The sequence below is a fragment of the Bacillus cereus group sp. RP37 genome, from assembly GCF_040459695.1.
In the GTDB taxonomy this organism is placed as follows: domain Bacteria; phylum Bacillota; class Bacilli; order Bacillales; family Bacillaceae_G; genus Bacillus_A.
This window is the reverse complement of sequence record NZ_JARVHP010000001.1, coordinates 2,347,843-2,363,333: the sequence shown is the minus strand read 5'-3', so window position 1 is coordinate 2,363,333 and position 15,491 is coordinate 2,347,843. Positions and strand designations below refer to the sequence as shown.

The following is a 15,491-nucleotide window of genomic DNA, read 5'->3' as shown; positions in this document are numbered from 1 at the left end:
CAGTTTCACAAAAAATGTGATTTAAATCCACCGGAAGAATATTTCTCCCATACTTGCTTTATAACGCTCTTACTTGTTTCAACGGCCAGAAAACAGCTTGTCCTTTTCCGACAATTTCATCTTCTGAAATAAATCCAAACATACGACCGTCTTTAGAAACTTCACGATTATCCCCTAAAACAAACACTTGGCCTTCTGGCACTTTCGTTTTTCCTGTGATTTGTTCTAACGTAAAGTCTGGAGTTAATACACGGCCTGCTGCTTTTTCTTTAAACTCTTTTAAATATGGTTCTTCCATTGCTTTTCCGTTTACATATAAAACATCATTTTTATACTCAACTGTATCACCTGGTAAACCAATTACTCGTTTTACTAAATCGTATCCTTCTTTTCCGTGGAAGACGATAATATCAAAGCGATCTAATCCACTTATACTATAACCAATCTTATTCACAAGAACTCGTTCGTTATTTTCTAAAGTGGGCATCATTGATTCGCCTTGTACTAATGACGGTGTAAATAAAACACCACGAATAATTGCGATTAATACAAGGGTAAATCCTATCGTTTTAGCCCATGAGAATAATTCTTTCTTCGTATTTTCCTTCATCGTTTCTCCTCTTTCTTACGTGTTTATTTTATCCCGTATTAACGGGCAGTAAGACCCCACCTCAAAATTCAGCGAAAACAAAGAAGCTAGGTGGGGATCAACTGCCCGTAAAAGCCCGATTGGTTCAACTAATAATCAATGGGGGATGCCCCCCACTGATTAAAGTTTCACTTTATCATTCGAACTAATTCTTGTACTATATTAAGATCAATTTCAGCAAAACATGATTTCCCTTCTCTTACCGCTGTACCGACATGAGCTTGCGTGATTCCAGTTTCATCTAGCAATTGCTTTATATTTTCTTTCGTCACGCCAGCTCCAGCAACAAGTTGAATTTGACCATCGCTTACCTTTTGCATCTCTGTAAGCACCGGAATATTATCAACTATATCTCCTTGTCCACCTGAAGTTAAAACGTGAGTCACTTTATGAAATTTCTTTAAAGTTTTCATCGCTTCCACTGGATTTTCTATATCATCTATCGCACGGTGATACGTTACATTTATTCCATCTACAACAGACAATAAATCTGCTAGTTTCTCTTCATCCACTTCATTTTGTTCGTTTAGTACACCTAATACAACACCAGCTGCTCCTAATTCCTGCGCAACTATAATATCTTCTTTCATCATTTCAATTTCTTCTTCCGTATATGTAAAAGACTTTGCATGCGGACGAATCATAACGTGAATTGGAATATGTACTGCTTCTACCGCTTTTTTTATAAATGCATAACTCGGCGTTAAACCGCCTTCTGTATAAGATGAAATTAATTCAATTCGCTTCCCGCCAGCTCGTTCAATTCGTTTCACATCTTCTAAACATGTTGCAATAACCTCTAGCATGAGATAACCTCTTTTCGTGCTTTTTTCTTATTATACAGTAGGTGAAATAAGAAGCATAGCATTCTCCTATAAAACGATAAAAAGAAGAATGAAAAGAAAGATTTTTTCAATTATATTTAGTTATTTTTCTTAGTTACTTCATTATAATAGTGGCTAAATGCGTCTACTAATGCATCAACGGAAGCATATAATTCTTCTGGTGTATTATCTACGCCTCCCATTTCAATAAGTAATGCATTTGGAGAAAGATCTTGATTGTATACTCCATTCCCGCTTTTACGATCTTTAATAAAAATCCCTCGACTTAAACCGTAATACTTCTCATCTAAATATGAATTTATTGCCGTTACTATTTTTTTATTTTTTTCATAGTTAGGATTCTCTCGTCCTAAAATAAAATAAAGCCGAGCATAATTCTTTCCATTAATATTTTTTGTTGTAATATTTTTTCGTGCATCATCTCTATGAAGATCCATTGGAAACATAATATTTTTATCTTGTGCTAATTTATCTTGTAATACTTGACGGGATCCTTTGTAAGATTGGGCCCAATTCAAATTTTTATTTCGCAGAAAATCCCTCATATTTGTCGTATCATGTGAGACACCTATTCCTTTTTCTTCTAACTTTTGTTTTAAATAATTTCCAACAAACGTAATATTCACTTCATTATTTGTACTGGAAGCATCATCGGGTATAGTAGCACCTGGAATAAGAGGAATAAACGATTCCCAACTATGTGTATGATAAATAAAAACTTTATTTTCACCGTTATTTTGTGTATTTGAATTGTTTTCTTTCTCACTCTTTGGGTGTTCAATAGCAGAACCTTTATCTTTAATATTCTCTAAAGGAATGCTGGATTCTTCAGGAATGTTCGTATAATCTGTTCCTTCCCCAGCAATTAATATTTCCGAATAAAATTGATTCATATTTGGAAGTTCTCGAGTTAATAAACTTCGGAGATCATTGACATTAATATTTGTAGAAAGTGAAAGTAAAAAAGATTCCAAAGACGCTCTTCCTTTTTCTTTATGAAATTCTTCTGCAAAATATCGATTCTCACTTCCTATCATATACATAAGGCCTTTAGTAGAATTACTTCCTAATAATTGATTAACATAATACGATTTGAATACGTTTGAATTACTAGAAATGAAGAATGAAGTGAGGATACATATAATCGTGAATAAAATACATATCACTACATACTTTATATTAAATACTTTCAGTTTCACTTTATTCATTTTATATCTCCCTTCATTTACTATATTCTTACGCATAATTTTCAATGAATATGATTACTAATTTAATAGAATTGCTTCAACTACTATGTTTTCCTTTAACCTCTTTCCATAAAGTGAATAAGTTTAAAGTTGCCTTGCGCAAATATCCTCAAAGATTTTAAAAGAAATGAAATAACCTGAGTCTATATAAATATAGAACTCAGGTTATTTAATACTGCTTACTCGACAGGAGGCGCTGCATTTTGATGGACTTTCTTATTGTCCATGTCAATGCCTAATTGGTCCTTCAACAATTTCGTACCTTTTTTTGTAAGATGAACAGCCCGATTCTTATCCGTTTTTGTAATCCATTCCTGTTCAAAAAATAGTGTTGCTATTGCAGCTCCTAACCAACCAGAAATATGGTAACGTCGTTCACTCCAATCAAGACAAGGTTTTGCAAATACCCTTCTCTTTATATCTGCCGTTTCAATATTTATTCCAAAATTCAGAAACCATTGCTTACCTTGTTCCGTTACGATGTATTCTCCTTCCTTTAAAATTATAAATTCCCTATGTAGTAATTTTTCAGTTATCTCTACACCGAGTCTGCCTGCAAGATGATCATAGCAAGTTCGAGCATAACGAATTTGTTTTAGTTGGTCCGATTGTTTTAAAGACCGAACTTGGACTGTTGGTGCAATTGTTCCTAACTTTTCAAGAACTTCTGCTACCTCTTGATTAGCAAGTCGATAGTAACGATGTCTACCATGTTGTTCAACTGTAAGTAGATTCCCCTCTACTAATTTAGAAAGATGAGAACTAATCGTTGGATGTGACACTTTTGCCTTATAAGCCAATTCGCTAGCAGGTAGTGCCTGATTGTTCATTAAACAATCTAAAATAATTGCTCTCGTAGGTTCAGCAATTAGTTTAGCTATATATGAGATATTCGGATATACATTCATATTTCGATGATACCCTAACTGTTAAATTGATACAATTATTTTAAGTTAAATAGTAAAGGAGAATGTATTATGAATGCAATTGATATTAGTATATTAAATTTGAAAGAAACGAGAAGGCGCTCAGAAAAATTATGGAATTCTCTTCCCGATAATTTTCTTAATTGGAAGCCTGATCATGAGGCCATGTCCTTTGGTGAGATGATTCGTCATGTTTGGACCTCAACTTTTTACTATCATATGATTTTAAAAAACAACGGCTCAATAAATGACATACATATCCCGTATGATGACGAGCCAATTACTTGTGTAAAAAAAGAAATTGAATTGGCACAAGTATACTTTACTGACTTTATAGAATATGTTCAATCCATAAGCATAGCTGAGCTAGATTCGACCCTTATTGATCGAAGCGATGTTGGCTATCAAAGATATTTAGGCGACATGCTATTACGAATTGCCTATCATGATGCGGTCCATGCTGGTCAATTTTTACAATATTTACGAATGGTAGATTTGGAAAGACCATTGATTTGGGATTAAATTCAATAATTATTTACAAAGGTTCCAAACTGGCATTACGATAAGAATTTTTCAACAAGAAACAATCACAAAACCATGATAACCATTTACATTAAAAACCTACATCTCAACTTGGTACGTTTCTGCACATAAAAAGCACGTGTTCGATTACTAATCAAACACGTGCTTTCAAAACAACTATATGATCCATAAACTATAAAATGTAAGCTTTAAAAACTACGACCGAAACGCCGCATCCGCTAATATAGACAGTGTTGCATCATCCATCGGCGGATTGTGCAATCCTGCTCTGACGTTTAAATAGTAGCGATGAAGTGGATTTTTTTCTGATAAACTTTTTGCTCCTACGATGCGCATTGCTTTATCTACAATAGATATTGCCGCATTCGTTACGGCATATTTTACTGCTGCTAGTTCAGCTTGTAATGATAGTTTATCCTCTGCCTCATCGTACTTTTTCGCAATTTGATATAAAAAGACGCGAGCTTGCATAAGCTCAAGTTCTAATTCTCCAACTAATCTTCTAACATTCGGCAATAAACTAATAGAATGATTTAAACTATTTGGTTTGTATGATCCCGCAAATTGAACTGCATAATTTCTTGCTGCTTGTGCAATTCCTAAATAACATGCTGGTATATGTAGCAACCAGCCAATACCGATACGATAAACTTAACTAAATCTATACAATTCAATCAAATTTACACAAGTTAGTGCTTCATCGTGTTCTCGCAACCCCGAAGGGACGAGGGGTATAACACTCCACACGAGGCAGTATCGTTACCTCCTATTATCAAGCATTTATTTTACCCATCTTGATAAATTTGTCGACGCATTTACATCCCTATCGTGATGGCTATTGCATGAAGCACAACGCCACTCACGTATTTTTAAACTCCACTGTCCTTCTGGTTGAACTGAATGGTCGTATTTCATGCCACAACATGAACAAATCTTGCTTGAGGCGAACCATTTATCAGCTTTTACATACGCAATGCCATACTTCTCGCACTTGTATGATAAACATTGAAAGAAGAAGTTTAATTTTTGGAATGAAAATGCTTTCGATAGCTTTTTGTTTTTTAACAGGTTTGAGATAGATAAGTCTTCCACAACAATCCTCATTGGTTTGGTTTTCACCAATTTAGCTGTTGCTTGATGGATATGGTTATTTCGGATATTCGTAATTTTCCTAGATAACCGCAGGTGCTCAGCTTTCGCTTTTTCATATCCGGCAGATTGAATTTTTGCACCTTTTTTAAATCTCCTAGACATATCTCTTTGTGCTGACTTTTTCCTTTTCAAAAGTTTTTTAACCTTGGCATCTTTGTTTATATTTCGTTCTTTCATACCATTAGAAGCTACAAAAAGCTCTTTTAAACCAACATCCACACCAATCGACTCATTCGTTAGTTCTTGTAATTCAAAGTCTTCTTGGAATCCTACACTAATCCACCAGTGACGACCATCAAAGGTAACTCTTGGATTGGATGGTTTTTTGTTTCTTGGTAGTTGTTGGCTTGTTTTCACTTCTCCAATAGACTGAATATGAACTACTTTCTTTCCTATAGTCAGTCTTTCATAATTGGCATAAAATCCTTGGATTAAATCTTTTTTGGATTTATAAGAAGTGTGAGAACCATTTTTGTACTTTTTGAACGAATATTTTCTCGCCGTATCAAAATCTTTTGAAGCCTGTTTAGGAACTTGTGCATTGATGTCTTTTAACCACTCATATTTCTTTCGCTTCTTGATCTTTGTAAATCGTTTCTGTAAAGCTAACTGTGAAACAGATTTTCCAAATAGCTTATAGTATCTATCACTCATTCTTTTACAATAGTTATAAGCGAATCTTGCAGCTCCAGCATGGTTTCTAAGCACTTGTTCTTGTTCAGGCGTTGGAATCAGTCTGACTTTCTTCGCCAATATCATCAGAATGTAACTCCTTTAATGAAAGATTTGTTCTTCTGAATCGTAGCGTGTTCCACCAGCATTCTCCTTAGACTACTCGGATGCAAACCTGTTAATTCTGATACTTGACTAACTCGTGAAAATTTCATTATTATTCCCACCTCATTGAATCCAACATAGCACGTACGTTCGATATTTTCAATGAAGTTTGATAGATTTAATAAAATTTATCTTGTTCAACTAAGGGCGCAATTCCTTAGCCAGTTCTCTTATGAACTTCTCATGTTTTCACATGAGCGCAGACTATATGTTTATCTCCTTAGAGATAGAGGATTTTTCCACCACCATAGGCTTGTGGTGTACTCTCGTCAGTTATACGAGATAGTCGTTGAACGTTCATCTTATCAATTTTAACTTAGATGATTCGATGCGGAAGACCCATTGTTCTAATGTTTAGGATTTAACCTTGCACCATCTGATTGATTTTTTCTGCTTTCGCAACATTCACGCTCGCCATTTCTAGCCACGTTGTAGTTCAACCAGCTTTAGGGATTGCCCGCAGTTAACCCTCACTACTAGCCAATCACTTGACTAGCAGGGCTTACTGATATATTTAATTAACTTTCGTTATAATTGGTTAAATAAATCGTAACAGTTAGTTACCCTTTTGTTTCACTTTCCCTCCTTTTATGTCCGTAAAAAAGCAGTCCTCAATCTCTACATTTTGCAAAACGAGATCATGGCTCGCAGTTCCTCGCATTGCGATACTATCCCATGTCTCTTCAATCGTTACGCCTTGTGTATTCTTTGGAATAACAAACTCACCAACTTCATCTCGGCCTTCCATACTTGCTGAAATAATAAAATAATCAAGTACTGGCGCCATCGTTGTAAAAGTTTTTCTTCCATTTATAATCCACTTCTCGCCTTGTTGAACCGCTATTGTTTCTGGTTTTCCACCACGCGTCGGACTCCCTGTTTTCGGCTCTGTTGCCGCCCTGTTAAAGAGCGCCCCGTTACGTACTTCTTCGCAAAACCATTTGAACATCTCATCATTCCAAGAGCGATTTTCCGCTAGCTCTTTCACAATGCCAAGATGCCAGCCAATCGATAATGCAGTAGCTCCGCAGCCTTCCGCGATTTTCTCTTGAAATAAAACGAAGTCATATAAAGAAATCGCACTACCACCAAATTCCTTCGGTAACGTTAATTTCGTATATCCGATATCTTTCAAATCATTTATATTTTCATACGGAAATGATCCTAATTCACTTAATTGATGCTCTCTTTCCATGAACTTCGGAATCAATGTATTTATTTGTTCAATAATGAAAGATTGTTCTTCTGTTTCAACAAATGAGAGTGCCATACTATAATCTCCTTTATGTTCGATTCATAAACCGTTCATTTTGTCATTATGATTATATGAAGCTACCTCTCTATTGTTTCACTATTCCGATAAAAATACAATGTTTTTGACTAATAAGAAAAGTTCCTATTGAAAGATAGGTTCTTTTCTTATTAGTCTCCCTTCAATGCCTTTAACGGCAAAGAGGTTACATATCCAATATACGAGAATAATTCTTTAAAGAAGAATGGTATTTCTGTATCTAACGTTTTATATGCTGATGTCGGCGTTGGTGAAGCATACGCTTCAATATTAATATGTTTTGCGATTCTCATTGCGCGTTTCATATGAAGTGGATCACTTACAATCGTGTATGTGCGTATTCCGTTCTCTATTCCAACTTCCTTCGCATTCTTTAAATTTTCTTCAGTGAAAAGGGATTTTGTTTCAATTAAAATATCTTCCTCTTTTACACCTTGTTTCATTGCATATACTCTTGCAGTACGCGCTTCCTCAAGCTCTGCCTCAAACTTTGTACCACCTGTAAAAATAATCTTTTTAATATTTCCGTTCTTATATAAAGAAATCGCATGATTAATTCTTTCTTTAAATACAGGAGATGGTTTTCCATTCCATGAAGCTGCTCCTAGTACGATACCAGCATCCGTTCTCACGCTATCATCTGTTTTAAAACGATAGCTCCAAATATCGTAAGCTGCGTAACTTACATATAAAATAGCAGAACAAATCATTAGTAAAAATACTTGAAAGATTCGTCTTTTCTTACTCTTCTTATTTTCTTTCATTTGTAATTGCCTCCGTACATCATCCATACTTCTATAAAAAAACATTTTTATCAAATCGTTTTGTTTGAATTTATTTAAAAGAAGGAACTTTACTTGTTATTTATATATAAAAGGGTTTTCATTTAAAATTGAGGATTATCAATTCATTTTCATTTGCGGTTTTCATTACATTTTAAAATTCATAAGTTTATTACCATACAACTACATTGTAACGAATTTTTTCTCAGAAGGGAACGATGAAACAAAAGGAATTAAAATAAAGTAGCATTTTGTAAGAAAAAAGGTATATTTTTCATACCTCACGAACAATATACCTTTCAAAACACGAATTATAACTTTTCTTTATACAACTCTAATTTTTCTAGCAATTGTTCTTTTACGCCTGGCCATTCACTCGAGATGATACTATACACAACCGCATCTCTCACATAGCCATTCGGCAATTTTCTTTCATTTCTAAGCACACCCTCTTTAACTGCACCTAACCTTTCAATTGCTCGCTGTGCTTTTTCATTTCTTGCATCTGTCTTAATTTGTACCCTCAGCATATGCAATTTTTCAAAAGCATACTGGAGAAGCAAATACTTACACTCAGTATTTATACTCGTACGTTGCACACTTGGATGATACCACGTTTGGCCTAACTCGACTGTTTTATCTTCTACTGAAATATTATATAGACGTGTACTTCCTACAATCGTATTCGTCTGTTGATCCACTACAACGAAAGGGATTTGAGTCCCCTTCCCATAACCCTGTATCGCTTTTTGAACATATTGCTGCATATCTTGCGCAGTATCCATTTTAGAGATTAAATACGCCCAAATATCCCGATTTCCTTCTACAATCGAAAACAAACTTTCGACATCATCACTATCTATTAACCGTAACTTTGCTCTTTCGTGAATGATTTCCATTTGTAAGCCCCCTTTTTCTTACTATATCACACAAAATAATATTCCATTATATAAATAATAAAATATTAAAACCCATTTGTATATGCCCTTACACTTAATTTAATTTTTGATACCTTCTCACATAATCATCCGCAAAACTCTCTAACAAATACCGTGTAAATCCCATTGCATCAAGCTAAATTTATATTGGTTTCATTTCATGTAAGATCTTTCTTTTTCTAAAGGTCTAGTGTACGTTCTTTAAAGTTTTGCATACAAAAAGCGCTATTATTTCTATAAAAGATTATTGTTTTTTCATTTATGGATCAATTTTTCAGTTTGATAGTGTGGATAAATATGGATAAAAACCAAAAAATACTATATGATAATGTAGTGAAACTTTAATCGGTGAACGTTTTATGGTTAATTAATATGGGATAAATGGGAGGATATAAAAATGCTAGATCAAATTACCTGGGGAACACCTGGCAGCTTATTATGCTTAGGATTCTTTTTTGCAGGATTAGGAGTTTTCTTAAGAAGTATTACATCATATACGAAAAATAAATAAAACATCAAAAAGGTGTACACCTTTTTCGTTTTAGAGTATTTACTTGATAAAAATACCAAACAAAAGAATCCTTCTGTAAATGGAAGGATTCTTTTTTATAATTGTATCTTTTTAAAACTTTAAAGTAACTATTCCCGCCTTTCCTTTTAAAGCAACAAATAAGCAATCGGCGTAATTATAAGCAACGTTAATATCGTTCTCTGTACATACAGAATAATAAGTTCCGATACTTTTAACGGAATATCTGTCGATAATATACAAGGAATGGAAGCTGAGAAAAACAATATAGATGATACCGAAACAACCGCAATGACAAACTTTGTTACGAGCGGTGCACCTACAACTAAAAGTGAAGGTAAAAACATTTCCGCAATACCAACGGATGCCGCTTTAGCAGCTAAGTCTGCTTCTGGTAATTGTAATAGCCATGTAAAAGGATAGAAGATATAACTGATCCAATCAAATATTGGCGTGAATTTCGCTAAGACGATACCAATTAATCCTACAGACATAATAGATGGTAAAATCCCCATCGTCATAATAAAGCCATCTTTTAAATTTACTACGATATTTTTCATAATACTCGGTGCAGTTTTCGATACTTCTAACGCATCTTCCCAAGCGCGTTCTAACATTTTCTCTTTATAAACAGGCTCTGGGAACCCTTCTTCTGTTACATATGTATCTGGTTTTCTGCTAAGTGGTGGGATTCTTACGGTGATAGCAGTTACGATGAATGTTACAACGAGAGTAGTCCAAAAATAAACATTCCATAAATGCATAATGTCTAATGTTTTTGCGATGATGATCATAAATGTTGCGGATACTGTAGAAAAACCTGTAGCGATAATGGCTGCTTCTTTTGTCGTATACTTTCCTTCTTTATACACGCGATTCGTAATAAGAAGTGCAAGCGAATAACTCCCCACAAAGGAAGCAACCGCATCGATTGCTGATCGTCCTGGTGTATTCCATAAAGGTCTCATAATTGGACGGCAAAATGTACCGATAAATTCAAGTAATCCGTATCCAACTAATAACGCTAAAAAAGCCGAGCCAATTGGAACGAGTAAACTTACTGATATTACTAATTTTTCATACAAAAATGGCCCTACATCTTGTGCAAAGAACCAAGCTGGCCCTACTTTCAAACAATATAATACACCAAAAACGACGCCAACTACCTTTAAAATAGAAAAACAAATGTCTACGATAGATGCATTCCATTTTTTCGTATAAAATGGATAAATCGCACCCATTACCATAACAAGTAGTGCGTAATAAGGTACTACGCTCGGAACTGAAGTACGAATCCATGATACGATATGATCAATCATAATGGACGAAGCACCATTTATCGTAACTGGTACGAAAAACATAAACACTCCAACTAGACTAGCGAGTATAAACCGAAGAATGATCCTCTTCTCACTCCCTGTCTTAATTACATTCCTTTTTAATTCAATTTCACTCAAAATTCGACACCTCCTATTTATCTAAATATTCTGTATAATAATGTTACATTCCTTCTTTCCATTTCTAATATTTAGTCATATGAAAAAGCCTATTTTAAAATAGGCTTTTTCTACTACCTCTTATAATCATCAACAATCACTTGAATGACACGATACGATTCTTCTGCCACTTTCTTATTACTAGTCTTATTCGCATCATATGTAATGAACGCTTTCCAAAGTGCCCATCCTCTTGCTCTATTCCACGTTTCTTCATCTATGCGTAATACTTCTTTAAAAACATTTCTACTACTTTTATCAAAAAATGTCCATGCCATCGCTGCATCACAAGCCGGATCTCCCACTCCTAAAATACCAAAATCAATTATGGCACAAAGCTTCCCGTCCTTAACGAGTAAGTTTCCTGGTGCAACATCCCCATGAACCCAAACTGGCTTACGCTCCCACGTTGACTGAAGTGCTAAATCCCAAAGATGCTTTATTACTGTTTCATCAAAAACGTCCTTATTATTTTCGATAGCACCTCTCGCCTCTTCATCATATACAGTTATAAGCCCGCCTCGGTAAAAATTATGTGCTCCAGCTACCGGTCCATTACTCGCATCAATGGATTGCAATTCTACTAAAAACGATCCTAAGTCCGCCGCAAATTCATTTAAGTCACGGACATTTTGTTTCGTAACTGTTTCTCCCTCTATCCACTTATTGATAGACCATGGCCACGGATACGATTCAGATGGATTTCCTTTCGCAAGTGGTGTAGAAATCGGTAAAGAAAGTTCCTTACTTAATATAGGTAACCACTTATTTTCCTTCTCTACTTGTGGTGCATATGCTGCATCACTTGGCAATCTTACACTCATCTCATCCCCTAGATGAAACGTTCTATTATCATGCCCACTAAACTTTACAGGTTTCACTTCTAAATGTGCCCATTTAGGAAACTGTTCCCCTATCAACCTTTTAACTAAATCCGTATGAATTTGATTCATTCACTTACCCCCTTCTTTTTTGAAACTTACTAAGTCCATCTGTACTCCCAACATATTCAAAACCATTTTTCTTATAAAAATCATTCAACGTACGATTATGCCCTACACAATCTAGTTTCAAAAACTCTTTTTCATGTTGTACATTCTCTTCTACCCACTGTAAAATCCATTCTCCGATTCCATTCCCCTTATACTTCCGTTTCACTGCAAATCTATGAATGTATAAAGAATTAGAAACTTCCTCCTTACCAAAAATACGCTCATCCCATTCATTTTGTTTAGGAGATACGGTAACCGTACCGATAATTTCATCTTCTTTCATAACCACATATGTATATTTCTCTCTTATACCTTCTAATATTTCAGCCGTAGCCTCTCCCCCTAACAGATACTGCCATTGATTCACTTCTTTATGCTGTAGCCACTCTGCTACTTCTTTTAATAGAGTGATAATGCTATCACTTTCCTCTTCCGTAGCAGTTCGAATTGTGTATTCTTCAACTGTGTTTCTCTCCATATTGCCGTTCCCCTTTCATATACTTACCTCTCTCTTTATTAATTTACGTTTTATACATTATATACCAAGATTACTCACTACACCTTCAAGATATCTATTTTACAACTTGTATTCCATCAAAAAACCGTCCCACTACTAGTGAAACGGTTTTAATTCCTTCAATATTCACCTCATCTTCACAAAATAATATAAAAACCACACCGCATGATTTTGTTCATCGGCAGCTATTCTGCGCAACAACTCTTTCAGATGTGCATCCGATGTTTCATCTGAAATTTCCAAGTAAAAATCTACTGTCTTCTGTTCATCTTGTATAGCGAATTCTAATCCTTGTAAGTACGTATTCGGGCATTCTTCTGAAATTTGTGGTTTCGGCTGCTGACCAGTTAAATTTGTATAGATCTGTACAAACTGATGAAAATGCTTTATTTCATCGTTACGAATTTCAAGAATTTGATTTCGTTCCGCCGCATTTGGAGCCATGTTAGCTAATTTCGCATAGCAATTTATAGCACTAAACTCTCCATTAATTGCTTTCTCAATATCACGAATCAGCTTATCATTTTGCCTATACCAATCATAATAATTCGAATTATACATCCTATCCCCTCCGTTATTCCGCATAACATTTTATGCAATTTGAAATAACAGGAGCATGTATAAAATAAGGAACCGCAAATTCGAACGCTTCTATTCTCTTTAACCTATAAGTTAATAAGAAATAAAAACGCTTCACTCCTAGTGAAACGTTTTTATCTCTTATGCATTCACTTCCGTTTTATGTTCCTTTACTATACTACGTTTGAAAGCAGTCGCTAAAATAATAATCATACTTACTACGCCAATCCAAACGAGTACAGTAAGAGGTGTACTCCAGCTTAACCCTTTTCCGAAGAATAATATTTCTCTAAGCCCCTCAATCATAAATCGCATTGGCAACCATGCATACACCCAATCTTGATAAAATGGCGACAACATTTCAGGTGCTAACGATAATAACGGTGCCCCGAAGAATAGTAAGAGAGCAAATACACTGATTCCCTTTAGTCCAACTAATGAAAGTACCGCCGATATCATTAAGAAGAAACTAAACGATGTAATGGATAAAAATAAGGCCGTATCAGTGAAATTTGAAATGTTTAGTCCTACCATACCATCTGCACTCCATGTAAGACCGAACCCAATGACAAGCGCGGCAATGGCGCCTGTTCCGATTTGCTTTAGTTTTAATACAAAGTTTTCGTTTCTTGTACGAAGCGGCATTTTACTTATCGCAATAAAGATAAGCGCTGCGCTCGCTAAACTTGCAATCCATAACGGCTGGAATAAAGAAATTGGTGAGTTACCGTTCGCACTATTTTTTCCGATTTCATTTACATTTGTCACTTTCTTCATAATCGGTGTTACTACATTCGAAACTTGGTCTGCTGTTAAAGTAGCACCTTTCGCTTTCAATCCATCTAATAGTTGTGTACGAACAGTATTGTTCATATTATCAACGATCGCATTTAACATTTGTCCTGCCATAGTTGATGCCGCTGTATTCATTCCTTGATTGATGAATATTTCTACCTCTGGCGAAGATGGCTGTGGTGTTCGTAATGATGCTTGTTTTGTGCTAAAGTCTTTCGGAATGACTAATGCTGCATAATACTCTTGATTATTTAAACCTTTTTGCACGGATTCCTTATTTTTTACTTCTACCCACTTCACCGCAGGTTCTTCCTCTGCTTTTGATGTCTTTTTCATATTATCAACAATCGTTTGCCCCATATTCGTTTTCGGTTGATTCGGAATTTCTACTCCTTGATCCTCATTTACAATTGCGATTGGCAAGTTTTTCGGCTTAGGTTGAACGGTTGGAAATAATGTTAATGAAAAAATAAAAACAACAAGTAGTGCAATAACTGGTGATAACAATAAAAGTTTATTTTTAAACATTTTCTTTTCTCCTCCTATCATTTGATTTATAATAACCAACAACGTGTTGTTTATTTATATTTTGAATTATATGTTTGAGTTGAACCTTATACAATAATCAAAAATCGTGAATGTGTCGGTTATAAGACACATTCTTAAAAAGTGTTGAAAAAAATTAAGGAGGTACATGCTTTGCGCGATAGTAATTTAGATTTACGTGTTGTTCGTACGAAAACTGCCATACGAAACGCATTGGTTGAGTTAATTGAAGAAAAAGGTTTTGACGCCATTACAGTGAAGGACATTACAACGAAAGCAAACATCAATCGTGGTACGTTTTATACACATTATCAAGATAAATTTGATTTAATGACGAAATGCCAAGAGGAAATTATGTATGAGTTTTCTAGCATTGCAAAACGGAAGTTTCCAGAAGTTATTGCGGATCTTGGATCAAATCCTTCCCCAACAATGCCATTTTTACTTATCACTTCTATTCTTGAGTTTCTAAATGAAAATAGTGATTTTATGAAAGCTGTACTTAGCCCAAAAGGAGATTTATCTTTCCAAACAAAACTGAAAGACTTTATGTGGAAAACATTATTTGAAGATACGAATGGTGCTCTCATTAATAAGGAAAATTTACTTGTCCCAAGCCAATACTTAACTTCTTATATGGCATCCGCTCATATAGGTGTCATCCAGCAATGGTTAAATAACGGGCAAAAAGAAACACCTGAGGAAATTGCTCATATTTTATCAACAATCGCAGTTCATGGACCTTTTTATGCGGCTGGCTTAAAGAAATGAGCCCGCTTGCTTAGTAATTTCTATTATTTTATTAATAACTTAAAATTTATGTTTCT

General features: G+C 34.9%; 15 protein-coding genes and 2 pseudogenes. 2 read left to right on the top strand and 15 right to left on the bottom strand.

Translation table 11 applies throughout. The features are described 5' to 3' along the window. Window positions 1-58: 58 nt before the first annotated feature. The 4 genes from lepB to QCI44_RS12515 all read right to left on the bottom strand — a co-directional run bounded on the left by lepB (window position 59) and on the right by QCI44_RS12515 (window position 3,649). Entirely contained in the window at window positions 59-610 is a 552-nt protein-coding gene (lepB, locus tag QCI44_RS12530; RefSeq protein ID WP_000662489.1) for a signal peptidase I, read from the bottom strand. Window positions 611-777: 167 nt separating this feature from the next. Next, entirely contained in the window at window positions 778-1,455 is a 678-nt protein-coding gene (locus QCI44_RS12525; protein ID WP_016087291.1) for a copper homeostasis protein CutC, read from the bottom strand. 116 nt (window positions 1,456-1,571) lie between these two features. After that, entirely contained in the window at window positions 1,572-2,702 is a 1,131-nt protein-coding gene (gene spoIIP, locus QCI44_RS12520) for a stage II sporulation protein P (RefSeq protein ID WP_016136754.1), read from the bottom strand. Between the two features lie 218 nt (window positions 2,703-2,920). Beyond that, window positions 2,921-3,649, bottom strand: coding sequence for an ArsR/SmtB family transcription factor (locus tag QCI44_RS12515; protein ID WP_353811162.1), 729 nt, complete (start codon window positions 3,647-3,649; stop codon window positions 2,921-2,923). 69 nt (window positions 3,650-3,718) lie between these two features. Between QCI44_RS12515 and QCI44_RS12510 the strand changes: the two genes are divergently transcribed. Next, a complete protein-coding gene (locus tag QCI44_RS12510) occupies window positions 3,719-4,189 on the top strand; it encodes a DinB family protein (protein ID WP_016087288.1) in 471 nt (156 codons plus the stop codon). Window positions 4,190-4,405: 216 nt separating this feature from the next. Here QCI44_RS12510 and QCI44_RS12505 read toward each other — a convergent pair. From QCI44_RS12505 to QCI44_RS12455, 11 genes and pseudogenes are all read right to left on the bottom strand, one after another. Continuing rightward, window positions 4,406-4,849, bottom strand: a pseudogene (locus QCI44_RS12505) (acyl-CoA dehydrogenase family protein); the annotation flags it as partial. A 141-nt stretch (window positions 4,850-4,990) separates the two neighbouring features. Further along, window positions 4,991-6,121 carry an RNA-guided endonuclease InsQ/TnpB family protein gene (locus tag QCI44_RS12500; protein ID WP_346724724.1) on the bottom strand — a complete coding sequence of 377 codons (1,131 nt, stop codon included), beginning with the start codon at window positions 6,119-6,121 and terminating at the stop codon, window positions 4,991-4,993. Then, window positions 6,121-6,249 (bottom strand): hypothetical protein, encoded by a 129-nt coding sequence (locus QCI44_RS12495; RefSeq protein WP_000672785.1) that lies wholly within the window; start codon window positions 6,247-6,249, stop codon window positions 6,121-6,123. Before QCI44_RS12495 ends, QCI44_RS12500 begins: the two co-directional genes overlap by 1 nt. A 512-nt stretch (window positions 6,250-6,761) precedes the next feature. Beyond that, a pseudogene (locus QCI44_RS12490) lies at window positions 6,762-7,469 on the bottom strand (acyl-CoA dehydrogenase family protein); the annotation flags it as partial. A 152-nt stretch (window positions 7,470-7,621) separates the two neighbouring features. After that, the gene (locus tag QCI44_RS12485; RefSeq protein ID WP_000662227.1) at window positions 7,622-8,254 is read right to left on the bottom strand and encodes a YdcF family protein; all 633 of its coding nucleotides are present in this window, start codon (window positions 8,252-8,254) and stop codon (window positions 7,622-7,624) included. Between the two features lie 329 nt (window positions 8,255-8,583). Continuing rightward, window positions 8,584-9,171: a GNAT family N-acetyltransferase gene (locus QCI44_RS12480; protein ID WP_098486866.1), complete on the bottom strand. Its 588-nt coding sequence runs from the start codon at window positions 9,169-9,171 to the stop codon at window positions 8,584-8,586. Between the two features lie 696 nt (window positions 9,172-9,867). After that, the gene (locus tag QCI44_RS12475) at window positions 9,868-11,196 is read right to left on the bottom strand and encodes a YjiH family protein (RefSeq protein ID WP_016087283.1); all 1,329 of its coding nucleotides are present in this window, start codon (window positions 11,194-11,196) and stop codon (window positions 9,868-9,870) included. A gap of 113 nt (window positions 11,197-11,309) precedes the next feature. Beyond that, window positions 11,310-12,188, bottom strand: a complete 879-nt coding sequence (locus QCI44_RS12470) for an aminoglycoside phosphotransferase family protein (protein WP_098486864.1) — start codon at window positions 12,186-12,188, stop codon at window positions 11,310-11,312. 4 nt (window positions 12,189-12,192) lie between these two features. Next, window positions 12,193-12,705: a GNAT family N-acetyltransferase gene (locus tag QCI44_RS12465; protein WP_016087281.1), complete on the bottom strand. Its 513-nt coding sequence runs from the start codon at window positions 12,703-12,705 to the stop codon at window positions 12,193-12,195. A 165-nt stretch (window positions 12,706-12,870) separates the two neighbouring features. Then, window positions 12,871-13,305 carry a ferritin-like domain-containing protein gene (locus tag QCI44_RS12460; RefSeq protein WP_353811161.1) on the bottom strand — a complete coding sequence of 145 codons (435 nt, stop codon included), beginning with the start codon at window positions 13,303-13,305 and terminating at the stop codon, window positions 12,871-12,873. 159 nt (window positions 13,306-13,464) lie between these two features. Further along, complete coding sequence (locus QCI44_RS12455; RefSeq protein ID WP_353811160.1) at window positions 13,465-14,667, bottom strand: YhgE/Pip domain-containing protein; 1,203 nt, start codon at window positions 14,665-14,667, stop codon at window positions 13,465-13,467. Between the two features lie 150 nt (window positions 14,668-14,817). On the opposite strand from QCI44_RS12455, the gene QCI44_RS12450 reads away from it, so the two are divergent. Further along, on the top strand, window positions 14,818-15,435 hold the full coding sequence (locus tag QCI44_RS12450; RefSeq protein ID WP_098879035.1) for a TetR/AcrR family transcriptional regulator: 618 nt from the start codon (window positions 14,818-14,820) through the stop codon (window positions 15,433-15,435). Window positions 15,436-15,491 lie beyond the last annotated feature (56 nt).

Bases quoted from the DNA above. Each gene is read 5' to 3' on its own strand.
- QCI44_RS12500 (WP_346724724.1), bottom strand. From the start codon at position 6,121: ATGATATTGGCGAAGAAAGTCAGACTGATTCCAACGCCTGAACAAGAA.
- QCI44_RS12525 (WP_016087291.1), bottom strand. From the start codon at position 1,455: ATGCTAGAGGTTATTGCAACATGTTTAGAAGATGTGAAACGAATTGAA.
- QCI44_RS12460 (WP_353811161.1), bottom strand. From the start codon at position 13,305: ATGTATAATTCGAATTATTATGATTGGTATAGGCAAAATGATAAGCTG.
- QCI44_RS12510 (WP_016087288.1), top strand. From the start codon at position 3,719: ATGAATGCAATTGATATTAGTATATTAAATTTGAAAGAAACGAGAAGG.
- QCI44_RS12485 (WP_000662227.1), bottom strand. From the start codon at position 8,254: ATGAAAGAAAATAAGAAGAGTAAGAAAAGACGAATCTTTCAAGTATTT.
- QCI44_RS12455 (WP_353811160.1), bottom strand. From the start codon at position 14,667: ATGATAGGAGGAGAAAAGAAAATGTTTAAAAATAAACTTTTATTGTTA.
- QCI44_RS12465 (WP_016087281.1), bottom strand. From the start codon at position 12,705: ATGGAGAGAAACACAGTTGAAGAATACACAATTCGAACTGCTACGGAA.
- QCI44_RS12515 (WP_353811162.1), bottom strand. From the start codon at position 3,649: ATGAATGTATATCCGAATATCTCATATATAGCTAAACTAATTGCTGAA.
- QCI44_RS12470 (WP_098486864.1), bottom strand. From the start codon at position 12,188: ATGAATCAAATTCATACGGATTTAGTTAAAAGGTTGATAGGGGAACAG.
- spoIIP (WP_016136754.1), bottom strand. From the start codon at position 2,702: ATGAATAAAGTGAAACTGAAAGTATTTAATATAAAGTATGTAGTGATA.
- lepB (WP_000662489.1), bottom strand. From the start codon at position 610: ATGAAGGAAAATACGAAGAAAGAATTATTCTCATGGGCTAAAACGATA.
- QCI44_RS12495 (WP_000672785.1), bottom strand. From the start codon at position 6,249: ATGAAATTTTCACGAGTTAGTCAAGTATCAGAATTAACAGGTTTGCAT.
- QCI44_RS12480 (WP_098486866.1), bottom strand. From the start codon at position 9,171: ATGGAAATCATTCACGAAAGAGCAAAGTTACGGTTAATAGATAGTGAT.